The sequence below is a fragment of the Stenotrophomonas sp. GL_111 genome, from assembly GCF_057835245.1.
The window spans coordinates 3,706,251-3,725,718 of sequence record NZ_CM174421.1 but is presented as its reverse complement, the minus strand read 5'-3'; the positions used below and the strand labels follow the sequence as shown (position 1 = coordinate 3,725,718).

General features: G+C 67.2%; 16 protein-coding genes. 14 read left to right on the top strand and 2 right to left on the bottom strand.

Going from position 1 to position 19,468, the window contains the following annotated elements:
- Together AC3IPM_RS16530 and AC3IPM_RS16525 are read left to right on the top strand one after the other, a co-directional pair.
- A complete protein-coding gene (locus tag AC3IPM_RS16530; RefSeq protein WP_489301293.1) occupies window positions 1–618 on the top strand; it encodes an HAD family hydrolase in 618 nt (205 codons plus the stop codon).
- A gap of 150 nt (window positions 619–768) precedes the next feature.
- Entirely contained in the window at window positions 769–2,742 is a 1,974-nt protein-coding gene (locus AC3IPM_RS16525) for an LTA synthase family protein (protein ID WP_489301291.1), read from the top strand.
- Between the two features lie 218 nt (window positions 2,743–2,960).
- Here AC3IPM_RS16525 and AC3IPM_RS16520 read toward each other — a convergent pair whose 3' ends face one another.
- Window positions 2,961–3,899 carry a carbohydrate kinase family protein gene (locus tag AC3IPM_RS16520; protein ID WP_489301289.1) on the bottom strand — a complete coding sequence of 313 codons (939 nt, stop codon included), beginning with the start codon at window positions 3,897–3,899 and terminating at the stop codon, window positions 2,961–2,963.
- Window positions 3,900–4,174: 275 nt separating this feature from the next.
- Between AC3IPM_RS16520 and AC3IPM_RS16515 the strand changes: the two genes are divergently transcribed.
- The 9 genes from AC3IPM_RS16515 (at window position 4,175) to AC3IPM_RS16475 (ending at window position 15,641) form a co-directional block, all read left to right on the top strand.
- Window positions 4,175–5,221, top strand: a complete 1,047-nt coding sequence (locus tag AC3IPM_RS16515; protein ID WP_489292380.1) for a rod shape-determining protein — start codon at window positions 4,175–4,177, stop codon at window positions 5,219–5,221.
- A 171-nt stretch (window positions 5,222–5,392) separates the two neighbouring features.
- Window positions 5,393–6,457 carry a rod shape-determining protein MreC gene (gene mreC / locus AC3IPM_RS16510; RefSeq protein ID WP_489301287.1) on the top strand — a complete coding sequence of 355 codons (1,065 nt, stop codon included), beginning with the start codon at window positions 5,393–5,395 and terminating at the stop codon, window positions 6,455–6,457.
- A complete protein-coding gene (gene mreD / locus AC3IPM_RS16505; protein ID WP_489301285.1) occupies window positions 6,454–6,939 on the top strand; it encodes a rod shape-determining protein MreD in 486 nt (161 codons plus the stop codon). The genes mreC and mreD overlap by 4 nt, the downstream gene beginning before the upstream one ends.
- 1 nt (window position 6,940) lies before the next feature.
- Entirely contained in the window at window positions 6,941–9,007 is a 2,067-nt protein-coding gene (mrdA, locus tag AC3IPM_RS16500; RefSeq protein WP_489301283.1) for a penicillin-binding protein 2, read from the top strand.
- Entirely contained in the window at window positions 9,004–10,116 is a 1,113-nt protein-coding gene (rodA, locus tag AC3IPM_RS16495; protein ID WP_489301281.1) for a rod shape-determining protein RodA, read from the top strand. Before mrdA ends, rodA (AC3IPM_RS16495) begins: the two co-directional genes overlap by 4 nt.
- A 151-nt stretch (window positions 10,117–10,267) precedes the next feature.
- Window positions 10,268–11,368: a rod shape-determining protein RodA gene (rodA, locus tag AC3IPM_RS16490; RefSeq protein ID WP_489301279.1), complete on the top strand. Its 1,101-nt coding sequence runs from the start codon at window positions 10,268–10,270 to the stop codon at window positions 11,366–11,368.
- A gap of 601 nt (window positions 11,369–11,969) precedes the next feature.
- Window positions 11,970–13,115 (top strand): lytic murein transglycosylase B, encoded by a 1,146-nt coding sequence (mltB, locus tag AC3IPM_RS16485; RefSeq protein ID WP_489301277.1) that lies wholly within the window; start codon window positions 11,970–11,972, stop codon window positions 13,113–13,115.
- Entirely contained in the window at window positions 13,112–14,320 is a 1,209-nt protein-coding gene (locus AC3IPM_RS16480; protein ID WP_489301275.1) for a septal ring lytic transglycosylase RlpA family protein, read from the top strand. Before mltB ends, AC3IPM_RS16480 begins: the two co-directional genes overlap by 4 nt.
- Before the next feature lie 106 nt (window positions 14,321–14,426).
- Complete coding sequence (locus AC3IPM_RS16475) at window positions 14,427–15,641, top strand: D-alanyl-D-alanine carboxypeptidase family protein (RefSeq protein ID WP_489301273.1); 1,215 nt, start codon at window positions 14,427–14,429, stop codon at window positions 15,639–15,641.
- Between the two features lie 563 nt (window positions 15,642–16,204).
- Here AC3IPM_RS16475 and AC3IPM_RS16470 read toward each other — a convergent pair.
- Entirely contained in the window at window positions 16,205–17,269 is a 1,065-nt protein-coding gene (locus tag AC3IPM_RS16470; RefSeq protein ID WP_489301271.1) for a lipid A deacylase LpxR family protein, read from the bottom strand.
- A 192-nt stretch (window positions 17,270–17,461) separates the two neighbouring features.
- Here AC3IPM_RS16470 and AC3IPM_RS16465 point away from each other — a divergent pair, with 192 nt between their 5' ends.
- The 3 genes from AC3IPM_RS16465 to lipA are packed head-to-tail and all read left to right on the top strand — an operon-like array spanning window position 17,462 to window position 19,464.
- Entirely contained in the window at window positions 17,462–17,740 is a 279-nt protein-coding gene (locus AC3IPM_RS16465) for a DUF493 family protein (protein ID WP_489301270.1), read from the top strand.
- A complete protein-coding gene (lipB, locus tag AC3IPM_RS16460; RefSeq protein ID WP_489301268.1) occupies window positions 17,728–18,435 on the top strand; it encodes a lipoyl(octanoyl) transferase LipB in 708 nt (235 codons plus the stop codon). The genes AC3IPM_RS16465 and lipB overlap by 13 nt, the downstream gene beginning before the upstream one ends.
- 18 nt (window positions 18,436–18,453) lie before the next feature.
- Complete coding sequence (lipA, locus tag AC3IPM_RS16455; RefSeq protein WP_489301266.1) at window positions 18,454–19,464, top strand: lipoyl synthase; 1,011 nt, start codon at window positions 18,454–18,456, stop codon at window positions 19,462–19,464.
- Window positions 19,465–19,468 lie beyond the last annotated feature (4 nt).

The window sequence follows — 19,468 nt, the reverse complement described above, 5'->3', positions numbered from 1 at the left end:
ATGGCCGGCCAGTCGGCGGTGGCCCTGCCGCTGTCGGCGATCCGCCACTGGGTGTTCGACATGGACGGCACCCTGACCGTGGCGGCGCATGATTTCGAGCGGATCAAGCGCGAACTGGCGATCCCGGTGCAGGACGACATCCTCACCCACCTGGCCGGGCTGCCTGCAGCAGAAGCCACCGCCAAGCACGCCTGGCTGCTGGCCCACGAACGCGCGCTGGCCGCTGACTCCCGGCCTGCAACGGGCGCGGTGGCGCTGGTACGCGCGCTGCACGGTGCCGGCTGCAAGCTGGGCATCCTGACCCGCAACGTGCACCGCCTGGCCCAGGTCACCCTGGAGGCGATCGGGCTGGGCGATGTGTTTGCCGAGCACGACATCATCGGCCGCGACGAAGCCGAGCCGAAGCCCTCGCCGGCCGGGTTGCTGCATTTCGTCCACCGCTGGCGGGTGGACCCGGCGCAGGTGGTGATGGTCGGCGATTACCGCTTCGACCTCGAATGCGGCCGCGCGGCGGGCACCCGCACGCTGCTGGTCAACGCCCCGGACAACCCGTGGCCGGGCATGGCCTGCTGGCACCTGGCCGATTGTGCCGCGGTGCTGGAGCACTACCGGCGCTGAGGCATCAGCGCCGGCACAAATCCCTGTATTGTTCGGAACCGGCGGTGTATCCGCCGCGCTGGCGGTTGTGCCGGGTAACACGTTGTCTGGTGTGGCCCGCTGCCAGGGATGGGTAGTGGATCTTGGCTGTCCCATTTCTGGATTTCTTCCATGCTCCGAGCTGTAGGGGTGTCGCTGTACCGGCGTCTGTGTCCGATTGCCGCCTTCTTCCTGTTTGGCCTGCTCGCCCTGTCGTTGTCGCGGCTGGGGCTGGCGCTGTGGCATGCCGCACGGGTCAGTGCGGCCGACGGCTGGGCCACGGTGTTCGCGCAGGGCGTGCGGGTCGACGTGTCCACCCTGTGCCTGCTCTACGGCATCCCCGCGGTGCTGGCACTGCTGTTGCCGCTGGAGGGCCGCTGGGGCCGCGCGTGGCGGCAGCTGTTGCGGGGGTGGCTGATCGCGGCGAGCGTGCTGTTGGTGTTCATGGAACTGGCCACGCCAAGCTTCATGGCCGAGTACGGCCTGCGCCCGAACCGCTTGTTCCTGGAATATCTGATCTATCCCAAAGAGGTCGGGATGACGCTGCTGCGCGGGCATCTGCTGGCCGTGGTGATCGAAGTGGCGGCGGTGATCGTGCTGTTCTGGGCGTTGCTGCGCGGCTCGCGTCGCTGGGTGGGCAGCGGCCTGACGACCGTGGTCGAGGCGGGCTGGCTGTGGCGGCTGCCGTTGGCGTTTGTGGTGCTGCTGCTGGCCGCCCTGGGCGTGCGTTCCAGCCTCGGGCATCGGCCGTTGAATCCGGCGATGGTGGCGTTTTCGACCGACCCGACCATCAACGCGTTGCCGCTGAATTCGCTGTACACCGTCGGCTTTGCCGCGCGCCAACTGGCCACCCGCAGCGAGACCGCGCGGGTCTATGGCGACCTGCCGTTGGCCGAGGTGGTCAGCACGCTGCGCGCCACCAGTGGCCTGCCGGCATCGGCGTATGTCTCCGACGCGTTGCCGAGCCTGGCGCTGCGCCCGCCGCTGTATCAGGGCAAGCCGCGCAACCTGGTGATCGTGCTGGAAGAAAGCCTGGGTGCGCAGTTCATCGGCAGCCTCGGCGGGCGGCCGCTGTCGCCGAACTACGACCGTTTGAGCGAGCAGGGGTGGGCATTCGAGCGCCTGTACGCGACCGGCACGCGTTCGGTGCGCGGGATCGAGGCGGTACTGACCGGGTTCCCGCCGACCCCGGCCGAATCGGTGGTCAAGCTGCCCGCCAGCCGCCAGCGGTTCTTTACCCTGGCCGACGTGCTGGGCCGGCATGGCTACGACACCGGCTTCTACTACGGCGGTGAAAGCCACTTCGACAACATGCGCGAGTTTTTCCTCGCCAATGGCTTCACCCGCATCGTGGACCGCAAGGACTACCGCAAGCCGAAATTCGTCGGTTCCTGGGGCGCCTCGGACGAAGATCTGTTCGACAGGGCCGACCAGCAGTTCCGCCAGTTGAAGGCGCAGGACACGCCGTTCTTCGGCCTGGTGTTCACCTCCAGCAACCACGATCCGTTCGAGTTCCCGGACGGTCGCATCGACCTGTACGAGCAGCCCAAGCAGACCCGCGACAATGCCGCCAAGTACGCCGACTACGCGCTGGGCGAGTTCTTCCGCAAGGCGATGGCGTCACCGTACTGGGAGGACACCGTGTTTCTGGTGGTGGCCGACCACGATTCGCGGGTGTTCGGCAAAAACATGGTGCCCATCGGCAACTTCCATATCCCCGGGCTGATCCTCGGGGGCGGTATCACGCCGCGCCGGGATGCCCGCATCGTCAGCCAGATCGACCTGCCGCCGACGCTGTTGTCGCTGCTGGGCATTGCCGATCCCACGCCCCTGGTCGGGCAGGACCTGACCGACGCGCGCCGGCTGCAGCCGGGGCGTGCGCTGATGCAGTACGACCGCAATCTGGCCTGGATGGAAGGCAACGATGTCGCCATCCTGCAGCCGGACAAGCCGGCGCAGGGCTTCCGCTACGACCCGGCCACCGATCAGCTGCAGCCGCAGCCGTTGCGCCCGGAACTGGCGCGGCGCGCGCATGCCCACGCCATGTGGGGCACGCTGGCCTACGAAAAAGAGCTCTACCGCTTGCCGGAGAAGCCCAAGCCCTGAACCAGGCGGGCCGCCCAGGGTTGCGGCTGCCGTGGTTGCCGTGGTTCCCGGCCAGCGGCCGGCACTACCCGTGATCCCAACAGCACCGTGATCCCGACGGGTGAAAAGCCCCCTTGATGTTCAAGGGGGCGCGCCGACGGCGCGGGGATAAGGTGGCATGCAACTGGGCCCCACGATTGGCCATGGCCAATCGTGGGCAGCGTTTGATCGCAACGCGATCAAACGCTCAGCGCGTAACCGAATTGCTGCTTGAACTGCTCATTGAACTCATCAAAGGTGAAGCGCTGGTTCTGGGTGCCCGGGTGCTCGACCTTCAGCGCGCCCATCAGGTTGCCCATGCGGCCGATGGTCAGCCAGTCGTAGCCCTTCTCGATGCCGTAGATCAGGCCGGCGCGGAACGCGTCGCCGCAGCCGGTCGGGTCGACCACGCGGCGCTCGTGCGCCGGCGGGATGTCAAAGGTCTTTTCCGGGGTGTGGATCACCGCGCCCTTGGGGCCGCGGGTGGTGATGTAGGCCTTGACCCGGCTCACGATCGCCTTCTCGTCCCAGCCGGTGCGCTCCTGCAGCAGGTTGGACTCGTAGTCGTTCACGACCACGTAGTCGGCCTGCTCGATGAAGGTGCGCAGCTCCGGGCCGTTGAACAGCGGCATGGCCTGGCCCGGGTCGAAGATGAACGGAACGCCGGCGTCGAAGAACTCCTGGGCGTTCTGGATCATGCCCTCGCGCCCGTCCGGGCCGACCAGGCCCAGGGTCACGCCCGGCACGTCCTTCACGTGGTTCTCGTAGGACCGCATCATCGCGCCCGGGTGGAAGGCGGTGATCTGGTTGTTGTCGTGGTCGGTGGTGATGAAGGCCTGTGGCGTGAACAGCTCATCGATCACCTTGACCCGGGTCAGGTCGATGCCCAGGCCCTGGAAATACTCGCGGTACGGGCCGAAATCCGAACCCACCGTGCCCATCGGGATCGGCGCGCCGCCCAGCAGGTGCAGGTTGTAGGCGATGTTGCCCGCGCAACCGCCGAATTCACGACGCATGCGCGGCACCAGGAACGACACGTTCAGGATGTGCACCTTGTCCGGCAGGATGTGATTCTTGAACTGGTCCGGGAACACCATGATGGTGTCGAAGGCAAGAGAACCACAGATCAAAGCGGACATCGATTAAGGCCTATGCGGAAAGGAGTTTGAGGCCCGTCGGGCGGGCAACGAAACGGCGCCCGTGAGCGCCCTGCGGCGCAAAGGTTAACGGGTGAGGGCGGTTTGGGCCAGAACCCGGGTGGACCGATTGCGCCTGAATGGCCGTGAAGGCTGGCTTTCGGCCAGATTTGTCCTTGCTCGCGCACAGGGGGATTGCTAGGCTTGTCGGTCTCGAATTCTGCCCATTTTTTCGCCATCCCGCGTTGGGCGCGACACCCCTCAGGATCAACACCCAGATGTTCAAGAAACTGCGTGGCATGTTCTCCAATGACCTGTCCATCGACCTGGGCACGGCCAACACCCTCATCTACGTGCGCGGTCAGGGCATCGTGCTGAACGAGCCGTCGGTCGTGGCCGTGCGCCAGGACCGTGCCATCGGTGGTACCCGTTCCGTGGCTGCCGTAGGCGCCGAGGCCAAGCAGATGCTGGGCCGTACCCCGGGCCATATCACCACCATCCGCCCGATGAAGGACGGCGTCATCGCCGACTTCACCTACACCGAGGCGATGCTCAAGCACTTCATCAAGAAGGTCCACAAGTCGCGTTTCCTGCGCCCGAGCCCGCGCGTGCTGGTCTGCGTGCCGGCCGGCTCGACCCAGGTCGAGCGCCGCGCCATCAAGGAATCGGCCGAGGAGGCCGGTGCGCGTGACGTGTTCCTGATCGAAGAGCCCATGGCCGCCGCGATCGGCGCCGGCATGCCGGTGACCGAGGCGCGCGGTTCGATGGTCATCGACATCGGCGGCGGCACCACCGAAGTGGCGGTGATCTCGCTGAACGGCATCGTCTATTCGGCCTCGGTCCGGATCGGCGGCGACCGCTTCGACGAGTCGATCACCAACTACGTGCGTCGCAACCACGGCATGCTGATCGGTGAAGCCACCGCCGAGCGGATCAAGGTGGAGCTGGGCTGTGCCTACCCGCAGGCCCAGGTGATCGAGATGGAAATCTCCGGGCGCAACCTCGCCGAGGGCGTGCCGAAGATGATCAAGATCAACTCCAACGAGGTGCTGGAAGCCCTGCACGAGCCGCTGTCGGGCATCGTCAGCGCGGTCAAGCTGGCGCTGGAGCAGACCCCGCCGGAACTGTGCGCCGACGTCGCCGAGCGCGGTATCGTGCTGACCGGCGGTGGCGCGCTGCTGCGCGACATGGATCGCCTGATCTCCGAAGAAACCGGCCTGCACGTGCAGGTGGCCGACGATCCGCTGACCTGTGTGGCCCGTGGTGGTGGTCGCGCGCTGGAGCTGGTGGACATGCACGGCAACGAGTTCTTTGCGCCGGAGTAAGTCGTACCGGCCGCGTGCCGTGGACGCGCCCCTGCGGCGTGATGAGGACAGCGTGCCCTGCACGCGCCACATCGCATCGCCGGGGCGTTGTCGCATCCCCGCTGCGCGGTTGCCCGCCGAAGGCGCCATCCGTGCCGCTTTCCGTCCCACCCCTTTCAGTCGAAGCCTGTCGTGCCGCCTTACGCCGGTCCTCCCGTAGCCTCCCGCCAGGGTGACGCTGCCAGCCCACTGCGGCTGCTCGCCTACCTGGCCCTGGCCATCACCCTGATCGTGCTCGACGACCAGGCCGGCTGGCTGTCGCGCCTGCGCGCGCAGGCCAACGTGCTGGTGCAGCCGGTGTGGGCCCTGGCGGGGTTGCCGGGCAAGCTCGGCAGCCAGGTCAAGGACAACGCGGCCAGCCACGGCCAGCTGGTCGATGAGAACCGCCAGCTGCGCAACCAGCTGCTGATCGCCAACGCGCGCCTGACCCGCCTGCAGACCGCCGCACTGGACAACGCCCAGCTGCGCGAGCTGCTCAACGTGGCCGAACGCAGTGGCCTGGACGTGCAGCTGGCCCCGATCCTGGATATCGATCTGGACCCGATCCGGCAGCGTCTGGTGCTGGCCGCGGGCAGCCGCGACGGGGTGCACATGGGCCAGGCGGTGATCGATGCCGGCGGCCTGATGGGCCAGGTGATCGCCACCACCGGCAGCAATGCCACCGTGCTGCTGCTGACCGATCCGGACCACGCGGTGCCGGTCACCGTGGCGCGCAACGGCGTGCGGCTGATCGTGTATGGCCGCGGCGACACCCTGGAGCTGCGCGACATTCCGCTCAGCGCGGGGGTGGAAGTGGGCGATGAGATCGTCACCTCGGGCCTGGGCGGGCGTTTCCCGGCCGGTTTCCCGGTTGGCAAGATCACCGCGCTGCGCCCCGATGACACCCATGCCTTCCTGGTCGGCGAGTTGAAGCCGGCCGCGCAGCTCGACCGCGGCCGCGACGTACTCCTGCTGAAGCCGGGCGCGGCGATCCGGATCCCGCCGAACCTGCGCCTGCAGGACGAGGCCGGCGGCCCCGCGACCCCAACCGAGATCCCGGTAGTGCCGGCCGCTGGCCGGCAACCCCAGCCATCCCCACCGGCACCGACGGTAGTACCGGCCGCTGGCCGGCAACCCCAGCCATCCCCGACCGCCGCGGCGGTGCCGGCCGTCGCCGCCCCTGAAACCGGCGCGGTGCCTCCGGAGGAACAACGATGAGCCGCCTGCGTGACAAACCGTGGGTGCTGCCGGTCAGCGTGGTGCTGGCCTTGCTGCTCGGCCTGCTGCCGTTGCCGCTGCTGCTGCAGCCGCTGCGCCCGTACTGGCTGGCGCTGGTGCTGGCCTACTGGGTGATCGAAGCGCCGGACCGGGTCGGGCTGGGCATCGCCTTCTGCAGCGGCCTGGTCGCCGACCTGCTGTACGGCGGCGTGCTCGGCGAGCAGTCGCTGCGGCTGGTCATGCTGACCTTCATCCTGCAGCGCTTCCGTGCGCGCATCCGCTTCTTCCCGATGTCCCAGCAGATGCTGGCGATCGGCGGACTGTTGTTCAACGACCGCATCGTCAGCGCCGTGGTGCACATCGTGGTGGGCGAACCGACCCTGCCGTGGTCGTACTGGTGGGCACCGCTGCTGGGCATGGGGCTGTGGCCGCTGGTGTTCGTGCTGCTCGACGCGGTCCGCTTCGGGCGTCGCGGTCGCTGACATGCACATGCGCCGCCCGGCCAAGAATCCACACGCCGAAGCCGAGCAGTTCCGGCGCCGTGCCGCGCTCGGCTTCCTGGGCGTGCTGGTCTGCCTGATCGGCCTGGGCGGCTGGTACTTCAAGCTGCAGGTGCTCGACCACGACGTCTACGCCACCCGCTCGGAAGCCAACCGGATCAAACCGCGCCCGGTCGTGCCCGGGCGCGGCATGATCTACGACCGCAACGGGCGCCTGCTGGCCGAGAACGTGCCTGCGTTCCGGCTGGACATCACCCCGGACAAGGTCAAGGACATGGACGCTACCCTGGCCGGGCTGGCGAAGATCCTGGACCTGAGCCCGGAAGACATCGAGACCTTCAACAAGTCGCGCAAGGCCCGCCGCAACTTCCTGCCGGTGACCCTGAAGCTGCGCGTCAGCGATGAAGAGATGGCGCGTTTCGCGGTCGACCGCTGGCGCTATCCGGGCGTGGAGCTGGAGCCGTATCTGACCCGCCGCTACCCGTATGGCGATCTGTTCGCGCACATCATCGGCTACGTCGGCCGGGTGGATGACAAGGACCTGGAGATGCTCGGCGAAGGCAATGCCGCGCTGACCCATATCGGCAAGTCCGGGTTGGAGCGCTATTACGAGCAGCAGCTGCGCGGCAAGGTCGGTTACGAGCAGGTCGAGACCAACGTGCAGGGCCGCGCGATCCGCACCATCGGCCGGGTGGCCGCGCAGTCCGGCAGCGATCTGCGCCTGTCCATCGATGCGGACCTGCAGCGCGCCATGGTCGCCGCGTTCGGCGAGTTCGAGGGCGCGGCGGTGGCGATGGACCCGCGTACCGGCGAGGTGCTGGCCATGGTCAGCCTGCCGTCCTACGACCCCAACCTGTTCGTCAACGGTATCTCGCACGCCGACTTCAAGGCGCTCAACGACAACCCCTCGCGGCCACAGTTCAACCGGCTGGTGCTGGGCGGCGTGGCCCCGGGCTCGACGATCAAGCCGCTGATCGGCCTGGCCGGGCTGGACAGCGGTACCCGCAAGCCCGAGGACAAGATCCTCTCCACCGGCATGTTCTACCTGCCGGGCACCTCGCGTGGCTGGGGCGATGCCAACCGTGGCGGCCACGGCTGGACCGACCTGCGCAAGTCGATCACCCAGTCGGTCAACACGTACTACTACAAGCTGGCGCTGGACATGGGCATCGAGCGCTTTGACCAGTACATGGGCGGCTACGGCTTCGGCGCCCCCACCGGCATCGACTTGACCGGCGAGATCGGCGGCATCCTGCCCTCACCGCAGCACAAGTACAAATCGCGCAAGGAACGCTGGTATCCCGGCGACACCGTCAACGTCAGCATCGGCCAGGGCGACTGGAAGGTCACCCCGCTGCAGCTGGTGCATGGCGTGGGCGGCATCGGCGATGGCCAGCTGCGCACCCCGCACCTGGTGATGCAGGAGCGCGCCGGTTTCGATGCCGACTGGACCGCGGTGGCGCCTGGTCCGAGCAAGCCGATCAGCCCCAACCCGGGCAATCTGCAGGCGGTGCGCGAGGGCATGATGGGCACCATGCGGCCCGGTGGCAGCGGTGCACGCGCCGCCGCCGGCGCGCCGTACACGATTGCCGGCAAGACCGGCACCGCGCAGGTGATCAGCCGCCGCGGTACCGCTGCGGTGAACCCCAAGAGCCTGCCGATGCACCTGCGCCACCGCTCGCTGTTCGTCGGTTTCGCGCCGGCCGAGAACCCGGTGATCGCACTGGCGATCGCGGTCGAAGGCGGTGGCTACGGCGGCTCGGCGGCGGCGCCGATCGCGCGCAAGCTGTTCGATGCCTGGCTGCTGGGCAAGATGCCCGATGGGCTGGAACCGCTGGACAGCGAGCGCGGCACCACCGCGATCGGCATCACCGGTTTCGACGGCGGCGACCAGGGCGCGCGTGCCGCCGGTGACGCCGCCGCGGCGGCGCTGGAATTGCTGCCGGTGATGGTCGGCGTGCCGGCTCCGGTACCCGCGCCGGCCCCCGTGCCCGGTGCGCCGGTCCCCCACGCGACCGCCCCGCCGACCGCCCCGGAGCGCACCCGATGAAGGACTTCCTGCGCTGGGCGACCGACATGGTCGTGCGCTTCTGCAGCACCCTGGACTGGGTGCTGTGCCTGGCACTGGGCGCGCTGATGCTGATCGGCCTGGCGGTGCTCAAGAGTGCCGGCGGCGACGGCCTGGTGTTCGCCCAGGGCGCGCGTTTCGCGGTGGGCCTGGCCGCGATGTGGTGCATTTCGCGGCTGTCGATCCTGCGCATCCGCTCGGCCACGCCGCTGATCTATGCGATCTCGATGATTCCGCTGCTGGCCGTGTTCGTGCTCGGCACCGGCAAGTACGGCCGGCAGTGGCTGGATCTGAAACTGTTCTACCTGCAGCCGGCCGAGCTGCTCAAGGTCAGCCTGCCGATGATGGTGGCCTGGTACCTGCACCGCATGCCGCTGCCGCCGCGCTTCTCCACGGTGATGGTCAGCGCGGTGATCATCGGCGTGCCGACCGGCCTGGTGATGCTGCAACCGGACTTCGGCACCGGTGTGCTGATTGCCGCCAGCGGCGCGTTCGTGCTGCTGCTGGCCGGCCTGCCGTGGTGGTGGGTGGGCGTGGCGGTGGGCGGCGTGGCCGCGGCCGCACCGGTGGCCTGGATCTGGTTGCTGCGGCCGTACCAGAAGGACCGCATCATGATGTTCCTGGACCCGGAAATGGACGCGCTCGGCGCGGGCTGGAACATCATCCAGTCCAAGATCGCGATCGGCTCGGGCGGGTTCGATGGCAAGGGCTGGGGTCAGGGCTCGCAGTCGCATCTGAACTTCATTCCCGAGCAGACCACCGACTTTGCGTTCTCGGTGCTCAGCGAGGAATTCGGCTGGATCGGCGTGGCCGTGGTGCTGGCGTTGTACCTGGTGGTGATCGGACGTTGCCTGTGGATCGCCTCGCAGTCGCGTGACTCCTATTCGCGCCTGCTGGCCGGCGCCACCGGCCTGGCGTTCTTCGTCTACGTGCTGGTCAACGGCGGGATGATCTCCGGCCTGCTGCCGGTGGTGGGCGTGCCGATGCCGCTGATCAGTTACGGCGGCACCTCGGCGGTGTCCCTGCTGGCCGGGTTCGGCCTGGTGATGGCCGCGCGCACGCATCAACCCGTGCATGGTGGCTACGGCTGAGAAAAAGCGGCGTATCGGCGCACCGTCGATACCCGCCCGGTAGGGGTAGGCTCAGGTCCGCGGCGGTGGTGCGTGCTACGGTCCTGCGCTTGCCTTCCGCCCGTCGTGTCGCCGTCTGCTGTGCGTCGCGTAATCCACAGGAGTCGTCCGCATGGTCGATCTACTGCAGCGCGCACGCGCCGTCTTCCACTTCTTCCTGCGCACGCTGGACCTGCCGCTGCTGGTGGCGTTGTCGCTGTTGATGCTGGCCAGCCTGGCAGTGCTGCACAGCGTAGACGGGCCGGTGCAGGCGCAGGCCGTGCGCTATGCCGCCGGGCTCGGCGCGATGTGGGGACTGTCGCGATTGCCGGTGCTGCAGCTGCGCGCCTGGTCGCCCTGGATCTACGCGGTGTCGCTGCTGCCGCTGCTGGCGGTGTATGTGATCGGCACCGGCAAATACGGGCAGCGCTGGTTGAACCTGGGCGTGTTCTACCTGCAGCCTTCCGAGCTGCTCAAGCTGAGCCTGCCGATGATGATGGCCTGGTACCTGCAGCGGCAATCGCTGCCGCCGCGGCCGCGCGTGGTGCTGATGGCAGCGCTGTTGATCGGGGTGCCGGCGGTGCTGATCCTGATGCAGCCCAACCTGGGCACCGCCACCCTGGTCACCGCCAGCGGCATGTTCGCGCTGCTGCTCGCCGGCCTGCACTGGGGCTGGGTGGCGTTGGCGCTGGGCGGGATTTCGCTGGCCGCGCCCCTGGCCTGGTTCGGGCTGCTGCGGCAATACCAGAAGGACCGCGTGCTGACCTTCCTGTATCCGGAGAACGATCCGCTCGGCACCGGCTGGAACATCATCCAGTCGCGCATCGCGATCGGGTCCGGTGGCATGCATGGCAAAGGCTGGGGGCAGGGCACCCAGGCCACGCTGGATTTCCTGCCCGAATACACCACCGACTTCGCCTTCTCGGTATTGGCCGAGGAGTTCGGTTGGGTCGGCGTGGTTACGGTGCTGGCCCTGTTCCTGTTCGTGATCGGGCGCTGCCTGTGGATCGCCGCGCAGTCGCGCTGCAGTTACTCGCGGTTGCTGGCCGGCACCACCGGCCTGGTGTTCTTCGTCTATGTACTGGTCAATGGCGGGATGATCTCCGGTCTGTTGCCGGTAGTGGGCGTGCCGATGCCGTTGATCAGCTATGGCGGCACCTCGGCGGTGAGTCTATTGGCCGGGTTCGGATTAGTGATGGCCGTCCGTGGACGTCATCCAATTCACGGTCGATAACGGTCGATTGCGTCATCTCCCATCCAGTTTGGTGGAGGTGTCGTCAACAAAATGACCAAAAAGTGAGAAGTGGCGCACAGATATGAAGCGACTTGATCCTGATCAATGGACTTGTCGTAAACGCCCTGCACAATGGCGGCCCGCCAGCAGAGGTGTGTCGAGCCAAGCGATGCATCTGGGGAGCTTGGCGGGGAGTAGTTGACCTGACGGGTACACGGGGCGAGGCGCGCGCTGGGGAGTTGCGCGCCGCGCCAGTACCGACCTGGTCGGTTTGCCGGTTGCGTCCATGGGGATGGGGACGCAACCGGCCAACCTTATGTACCTTCGGTGCATAAGGTTGCCGGTTGCCCACGCATTCCAATTTCAGCACCTGTGGCGCAGAAGATCCACGCATTCCACCTTAGCCCGCGCCTGTCGGCGCGCCCCTTCAACAAGAAGGGGCTGTTGCTCCAGACAGCGGCAGGGGTTCTGCAACTGAATGGGGAGTGCGATGGGTGTCGATATGCACGCGGTGTTAATGATTGCTGCGGATTGACGGCAATCCGTTGTGATTCATGGTGTTAGGGGTTTTAATTCATCCATGACCTGCTAACCTGCCGCGATGATTCGACGCACTCTGGCCTGCATGCTCACGCTCGGTTTGGTCGCTTGCGCGACCCAGCCGCCATCCCCTTCACCGTCGCCGCAGGCCTCGGGCGCGCCGAACAAACCGGCACCGGCCCACAAGGGCCCGGCCGAAGCCGCGCCGGAAGCCGCTGCCGTCACCGCCGCACCGGTCGACCTGACCCCGGTTCCGTTCGAGGTGGCACGTGCCAACTTCGTACGCGATACCGCCGCCCGCTATGGCATCCCCGCCGCGCAGATCGAGGCCACCCTGGCCCAGGCGCAGGTGCGTGATCCGATCATCGCGGCAATGTCGCGTCCGGCCGAGCGGGTCAAACCGTGGAACGAGTACCGGCCGATGTTCATCAGCCAGGCGCGGATCGACGGTGGCCGTAAATTCCTTGCCCAGCACCGCGATGAACTGATGCGCGTGCAGGCACGCACCGGTGTGCCGGCCGAAGTGATCGTGGCGATCATCGGCGTGGAAACCAGTTATGGCGGCAACACCGGCAGCTACCGTGTGCTGGATGCGCTGTACACGCTGGCCTTCAAATACCCGCGCAGTGGCGACCCGGCCAAGCTGGAACGCGAAGTCCGCCGCGAGCTCTACTTCCGCGACGAACTGGCGCGCCTGTTCGCGCTGACCCGCGATGAGAAGCTGGACATCACCGCGATCAAGGGCAGCTATGCCGGCGCGATGGGCATGGGCCAGTTCATGCCGTCCAGCTATCTGGACTACGCGGTGGATGGCAACGGCGATGGTCGCCGCGACCTGTTCAACAGCTACGACGACGTGTTCTCCTCGATCGCCAATTACTTCGTCAAGAAGGGCGGTTGGGTGCGCGGTGGTCCGGTTGCCGTACCGGCCACGCTGGCCGCAGGCCGTGCACCGTTCGACCCGACTGACTGGACCCCGAGCTGGAGCCTGTCCGAGCTGGCCACGCGCGGCTATCAGCCCAGCGCGCCCGTGCCGGCAGGCCTGACCGCCACGCCGATCACGCTGGAAGCCAGCAACGGCAAACAGTACTGGCTGGGCTTCCAGAATTACTACGCGATCACCCGTTACAACCTCTCGAAGATGTACGCGATGGCCGTATACCAGTTGTCCCAGGCCATCGCCGGACAGGAGCTGCCGCCGGCATGAACGCACCCGCACGCTGCAGAGGGCTGATCATCGGTCTGCTGGTCCTGGCGCTGGCCGCCTGCAGCAGTGCGCCGAACAAAGCGGGTACCAGTGGTTCGCACGGCGGCAAGCCGGGCGGCACCCTGGTGCAGGGCAAGGGCGGCCGCCCCGGGCATTGCCCGGAGGGCTCGCCGTATGCGGCCGCCAGCGAAGACCTGTCCACCCGTGGCAACTACCGCGCCGGTGGCCTGTACAAGCCCGGGGTCAACGACAGCACGCCCAGCTACGTGCCCAACGTGGACTGCATCCCCGAGCCGGACGTGGTGGACCTGCCGCGGTCGGCGGTCGGCAACAAGTCGCCCTACGTGGTGCTGGGCAAGCAGTACGCGGTGATGGACCAGGTCAAGGGCTACGCCGAGAAGGGCACTGCGTCCTACTACGGCGCCAAGTTCCATGGCCGGCTGACCTCCAACCGCGAGGTGTATGACATGTACGCCTTCACCGCCGCGCACAAGACCCTGCCGCTGCCGAGCTTCGCGCGGGTGACCAACCTGGACAACGGCGAGTCGGTGATCGTGCGGGTCAACGATCGTGGCCCGTTCCACGATGGTCGCGTGATCGATCTGAGCTACGCCGCGGCCGTGCGGCTGGGCATCACCCAGCGCGGCACCGGCAATGTGGAAGTGCGCGCGCTGGTGCCCGGCGAGGACAACCTGCTGGCCAACAAGCCGTCGCGCCGCGAGCGCCGCGCCGCAGCCGCCACCAGCGTGGCCACCACCGCCGCACCCCGCGGTGCCAGCGACATGGACCGGCTGGTCGGCAAGCTGCCGCCCGCGCCGGCCGCCACCCAGGCCGCCAACCTCAACGATGCCCCGGTGACGGTCAGCGCGCTGCCGGCAGCGACCGCCGTGGCCGTTGCGCCGCGTCCCGCGCCGCGGCCGGCCCCGACGCCCAGCACCACACCGGCGGCCACCCCCAGCCTGCCGCAGCAGGTGGGCAATGTGCTGCTGCAGGTGGCCAGCTTCGCCAGCCGCGACAATGCCACCCGCGCGCTGGGCCAGCTGTCGTCGGCCGGCATCGTGGGGGCCAGCATCAGCGATATCGTCAGTGGCGGGCGCACCCTGTGGCGCCTGCGTGTACCGGCCGCCGACCATGCCAGCGCGTCGGAACTTGCCGGCCGTATCGTGGGTCTGGGATTTGGCTCGCCGCAGATCGTGAAGGAATGACCTTCACGCCCGCCCGGCGGCCGCCCACGCGTGCCGCCGTCGCATGGGCCTACAATGGCTCTCTCCCTCTTTCCCCCCTTGGCGCCCTCCAGGAGCTTGCTGTCCGATGAAATTCCGCTTTGCCGCTGCTGCCATGGCCACGACCCTGTTCGTGGGCATGGTCTCCGCCCAGACCCCCACGCCGACCCCGGCGCCGGCACCTGCTCCTGCCGCCGCCCCGGCCACTGTTGCCACCCCGCCGGCGCCCAAGCCGAGCGTTTCCAAAGCCTGGATCCTGATGGACTACGCCACCGGCCAGGTGCTGGCAGGTGAAAACATCAACCAGACCCTGGCCCCGGCCAGCATCACCAAGGTGATGACGTCCTATGTCGTGGCCGCCGAGGTCAAGAACGGCAAGGTACGCCCGGACGACCAGGTGATGATGAGCGAACGCGCCTGGCGCGAAGGCGGCGCCGGCACCGACGGCAGCTACAGCGGCTTCCCGGTCAACCAGACGGCACGTCTGGAAGACATGGAAAAGGGCATGGCGATCCAGTCCGGCAACGATGCCGCGATCGCACTGGCCGAGCACGTGGCCGGCAGCGAAGAAGCGTTCGCGGCGCTGATGAACAGCTACGCGGCCAAGATCGGCATGAAGGATTCGCACTTCGTCAACGCGCACGGTCTGAGCGCGCCGGGCCACCACACCACGGCATACGATCTGGCGCTGCTGGGCCGTGCGATGGTGCGCGATTACCCGGAAACCTACGCCTACAACAAGGTGAAAGAGTTCACCGTGGGCAACATCAAGCAGCCCAACCGCAACCAGCTGCTGTGGCGCGACCAGAGCGTGGACGGGATCAAGACCGGTCACACGTCTGAGGCCGGCTACTGCCTGATGAGTTCGGCACAGCGCGGCGACCAGCGTCTGATCGCGGTGGTGCTGGGCGGCAGTTCGGAAAAGCAGCGCGCCGATGACAGCATGGCGCTGTTGAACTGGGGCTTCCGCTTCTTTGAAACCCACCGGATGTACGAGCCGGGCAAGGTGGTGGCCGAGCACAAGGTGTGGAAGGGCAAGGCGGACAACCTGCAGTTGGGCGTGGCCCAGCCGCTGCTGGTAAGCGTGCCGCGCGGCCGTTACAACGATCTGAAGCCGAGCATCGATGTACCCAAGACGCTGGAAGCGCCGTTCACGGCCGGCCAGTCGGTGGGTACGCTGAAGGTGATGCTGGATGGCAAGGTGGTAGCCCAGGCCCCGCTGGTGGCGGTGGCTGCAGTTGAAGAGGCCGGCTTCTTCAAGCGCCTGTGGGACAGCTTCTGGATGTGGTGGGAATCGGAATAATTCCGCTTCGATCTGGATCAAAGAAAAAGCCGGCGCACGCCGGCTTTTTCGTTGGGAATTGCTTCAACTTCAACTTCAAGAGCAAAAGCGCTATTGCTCGATTGCGTGCGTGGGCGAGGGTATCGGGTAGCCAGGGGCAAGACACGCCGTGAACCCATCCATGGGGGCTCGGCGACGGCATCCATGCCGTCGACGGTCTTGCCCCTGGCTACCCGACACCCTCTCTACGGATTCTCGCGTGCCTTGGCAAATGCCGAAGCCGAAGCCGAAGTCGAGCCAAGTCAAAGCCGAAGCCGAAGCCGAAGCCGAGTCAAAGCAAGCGCCGAAGCTGGTGCAGTGAGTTCAAGCATTGCTGAGGTGTGCAGGTGCGGCTGCCCTTACTCACCGCCATCGCATGAACTTCGATGGAGGGGGGCGGGTATGCCCAGGCCGGGACTGTTCACAACATGGATGTTGTGAACAAGCCCCCATGGATGGGTTCACGGCGTGTCCTGGCCTGGGCATACCCGTCCCCCTCCTGCCAGGAGCAATCAGGCGCTGATTTGGCTTTTGACGTCAGCGCCTCAAAGCGACCGACTGATGGTGAAGCTGCCGAAGACCGGCGCCTCGCGCTGGCCGTCGAATTCGCGGGTGCTGTGGTAGCGGGCCACGGCGAACTTCCAGCGGCCGCGCATCACCGCCAGACCGTAGCCGGCCTGGCCGACCACGTGGCGCTTGTCCACGCTGTGGCTGTTGCGGAATGTATTGCCGTCCAGCGTGATATCGCGGATCACCCAGGATGCGTCCGTCGTGGCGAACAGATGCCAGGACCAGCCGCTCGGCCGACCCCCGCGCGTCGGCGCCGTGTTCTCACCGGCCGGGCGCAACGGCGTGCTCCCGAAATCATCCGGCAGCTTCCAGCCGAAACGCACCTCACCGCCTGCGTTCGCGTGCGTGGCCAGATTGCCCACCGCACCGCCGTAGTGACTGATCGCATCCCAGCCCCAACCGCCGGCGTTGACGCTCGCATCGGCCGGCCAGCGGCGCATGCGCTCGTGCGTCAGCATGAACACCGGCTCGTTGCGCAGCTGGTTGTCCCAGCCCTGGAATTTCTCATCGCCCAGCACGCTGTGCACCGCATTCTGCACCTGCTTGCCCTGCGCCCACGGCCCCACCACGCCCAGCGCCAGCTGCGTCGTCTGCAGGTGGTCGCCACGGCGCGCGTTGTAGCCGAAGCTCGCGATCAGCACCCCCGCGTAGGGCCGGTCATCCTCGATCAGATCCTTCCGGGTGAAATCCGTGGGCGTGAAGATCCCCTGCGCCACGCTGAAGATCATGTTCTGCTGCTCGAACTCGCCCGGATGCAGCCGCTCCAGCCGCCGGTTCACCCAGCGTGCCAGCCTGGGCAGGCACGGGTCGTCGGTGTAATCGACCAGGTTTGGCGACACCAGGGTGATCTGCGCCCCGTTGGTATAGCCCTGGTCCTGGTCCTTGCCGCCGAACAGGTCGTTGTCCACCCGGAAATTCACCTGCGGCGGATGGTCGCGCATCGAATCGGGGCCGCATTGGGCGGCTGCGTGTACCACAGGGGCGGCAAGCGCCAGGACACCGGCGAGCGCGGCCGGCAACGCGAAAGGCTTCAACTGCATGGGATTCCCGCTCAGGGTTTGCTCAGTTTTAATCCGATGCAGGGTAGTCAGCGCGTGATGCGCTGAACAGGCCTGCGCACGCACTGGAGCGTTTTGCTGGTGAAGCCCGATTTTCACGTAGCGTTTGGCGCAGGTATGGGCACGATCATGCAGCGCTTGGGTTCGGCCGCGACCGTCCCCATAATCGCGTCTATGGAGATCTCGTCTGACAACCCCGACCACGGCTTCCAGTTCCCCGGCCAGTTTGAACTCAGCGCCATGGGCGCAGCCGGCCAGGAACTCGAACGCGAATTGCCGCGCCTGCTTGAGCAGGCCGGCGTCGAAGTACTGACCGAGCAGGTCAGCTGGAAACACTCGTCCAACGGCAAGTATGTGTCGGTGCGGCTGGTGTTCAAGGCTGACAACCGCGAGCAGTACGATGCCGCGCATGCTGCCCTGCGCGACCACCCGGAAGTGAAGTGGACGCTGTAGGCGCCTGCGACACCGTGGCCAGCCCGGGCGCCCGCCCGGCCCGGCCGGCCATCGTGCGCGACCTCGGTCGCCAGCCGTATGCGCCGGTCTGGCATGCCATGCAGCGTTTCACCGATGCGCGCGATGACGCCACCGCCGATGAGCTGTGGGTGGTCGAGCACGATCCGGTGTTCACCCTGGGCCAGGCCGGCAAGGACGAACACGTGCTTGCCCCCGGCGACATCCCGGTGCTGCACGTGGACCGCGGCGGCCAGGTCACCTACCACGGCCCCGGCCAGCTGGTGATCTACCCGCTGCTGCAGCTGCGCCGGCTCGGGATCGGGGTGCGCGATTACGTGTGCCGGATCGAGCAGGCCCTGATCGACACGCTGGACGAATGGAATATCGGCGCTGAACGCCTGGATGGCGCGCCGGGTGTCTATGTGGGCGGGGCCAAGGTGGCCGCGCTGGGCATCCGGGTCCGCCGCGGCTGCACGTTCCATGGCCTGGCCTTCAATGTGGCCATGGACCTGGAGCCGTTCCACCGCATCAACCCCTGTGGCTACCAAGGGCTGCAGGTGACCTCGGTGGTAGACTTGGGGGGACCGTCCGGCATGGCGGCCGTCAAGCCGGTACTGCTGGGCCATCTGGCCCGCCAGTTCGGCCTGGACCTCCAGCCTGCTTCCGAATTGCCCGATCTGACAGACGCGGCCTGAACGCCGCCGACCAAGGCCATGACTGAAACCACCGCTCGCCTCATTCCCCTGCAGATCGTGCAGGGCGACACGCCGTCCGTTGCGCCGTTGCAGACGGGCGTCAAACAGCTGGGCGGTGACAAGATCGGCCGCTCGCCGGTGCAGTTCGCCGACGCGCCGGTACTGCGCAAGCCGTCGTGGATCCGGGTCCGGATTCCCTCGGGCAACGCGGTGCAGACGCTGAAGGCCAAGCTGCGCGAAAACCGTCTGGTGACGGTCTGCGAAGAGGCCAGCTGCCCGAACATCCATGAGTGCTTCAGCCATGGCACCGCCACCTTCATGATCCTGGGCGAGGTCTGCACGCGGCGCTGTTCGTTCTGCGACGTGGCACATGGCCGGCCCAAGCCGCCCGATGCCAACGAGCCGGCCAGCCTGGCGCAGACGGTGGCCGACATGGGCCTGAAGTACGTGGTGGTGACCAGCGTGGACCGCGACGACCTGCGTGACGGCGGTGCCCAGCACTTTGCCGACTGCATCGGTGCGATCCGGGCCACGTCGCCGAACACGCGGATCGAGGTGCTGACCCCGGACTTCCGTGGCAAGGGCCGCATGGAGCGCGCGCTGGACATCCTGGCGACGAATCCGCCGGATGTGTTCAACCACAACATCGAGACCGTGCCGGACCTGTACCGCAATGTGCGTCCGGGTGCGGATTACCAGTGGTCGCTGACCCTGCTGAAGAACTTCAAGGCGCAGCATCCGTCGATCGCGACCAAGTCCGGGATCATGCTGGGCCTGGGCGAGGAGATGGACCAGGTGCGCGCGACGATGCGCGACCTGCGTGCCCACGACGTGGACATGATCACCATCGGCCAGTACCTGCAGCCGACGCCGCACCACCATCCGGTGCTGCGCTACTGGACGCCGGAGGACTACAAGGCGCTGGAGGTCTACGGTTACGAGCTGGGCTTCAGCCACGTCGCCTCGGGCCCGATGGTGCGCTCGTCCTACCACGCCGACGTCCAGGCCAAGGGCGCAGGGGTGGCGTAAGCGC

What these genes read in the sequence shown, in the direction of transcription:
- AC3IPM_RS16530 (WP_489301293.1), top strand. Translation starts at nt 1, where the DNA reads ATGGCCGGCCAGTCGGCGGTGGCCCTGCCGCTGTCGGCGATCCGCCAC.
- AC3IPM_RS16525 (WP_489301291.1), top strand. Translation starts at nt 769, where the DNA reads ATGCTCCGAGCTGTAGGGGTGTCGCTGTACCGGCGTCTGTGTCCGATT.
- AC3IPM_RS16520 (WP_489301289.1), bottom strand. Translation starts at nt 3,899, where the DNA reads ATGTCCGCTTTGATCTGTGGTTCTCTTGCCTTCGACACCATCATGGTG.
- AC3IPM_RS16515 (WP_489292380.1), top strand. Translation starts at nt 4,175, where the DNA reads ATGTTCAAGAAACTGCGTGGCATGTTCTCCAATGACCTGTCCATCGAC.
- mreD (WP_489301285.1), top strand. Translation starts at nt 6,454, where the DNA reads ATGAGCCGCCTGCGTGACAAACCGTGGGTGCTGCCGGTCAGCGTGGTG.
- mrdA (WP_489301283.1), top strand. Translation starts at nt 6,941, where the DNA reads ATGCACATGCGCCGCCCGGCCAAGAATCCACACGCCGAAGCCGAGCAG.
- rodA (WP_489301281.1), top strand. Translation starts at nt 9,004, where the DNA reads ATGAAGGACTTCCTGCGCTGGGCGACCGACATGGTCGTGCGCTTCTGC.
- rodA (WP_489301279.1), top strand. Translation starts at nt 10,268, where the DNA reads ATGGTCGATCTACTGCAGCGCGCACGCGCCGTCTTCCACTTCTTCCTG.
- mltB (WP_489301277.1), top strand. Translation starts at nt 11,970, where the DNA reads ATGATTCGACGCACTCTGGCCTGCATGCTCACGCTCGGTTTGGTCGCT.
- AC3IPM_RS16480 (WP_489301275.1), top strand. Translation starts at nt 13,112, where the DNA reads ATGAACGCACCCGCACGCTGCAGAGGGCTGATCATCGGTCTGCTGGTC.
- AC3IPM_RS16475 (WP_489301273.1), top strand. Translation starts at nt 14,427, where the DNA reads ATGAAATTCCGCTTTGCCGCTGCTGCCATGGCCACGACCCTGTTCGTG.
- AC3IPM_RS16470 (WP_489301271.1), bottom strand. Translation starts at nt 17,269, where the DNA reads ATGCAGTTGAAGCCTTTCGCGTTGCCGGCCGCGCTCGCCGGTGTCCTG.
- AC3IPM_RS16465 (WP_489301270.1), top strand. Translation starts at nt 17,462, where the DNA reads ATGGAGATCTCGTCTGACAACCCCGACCACGGCTTCCAGTTCCCCGGC.
- lipA (WP_489301266.1), top strand. Translation starts at nt 18,454, where the DNA reads ATGACTGAAACCACCGCTCGCCTCATTCCCCTGCAGATCGTGCAGGGC.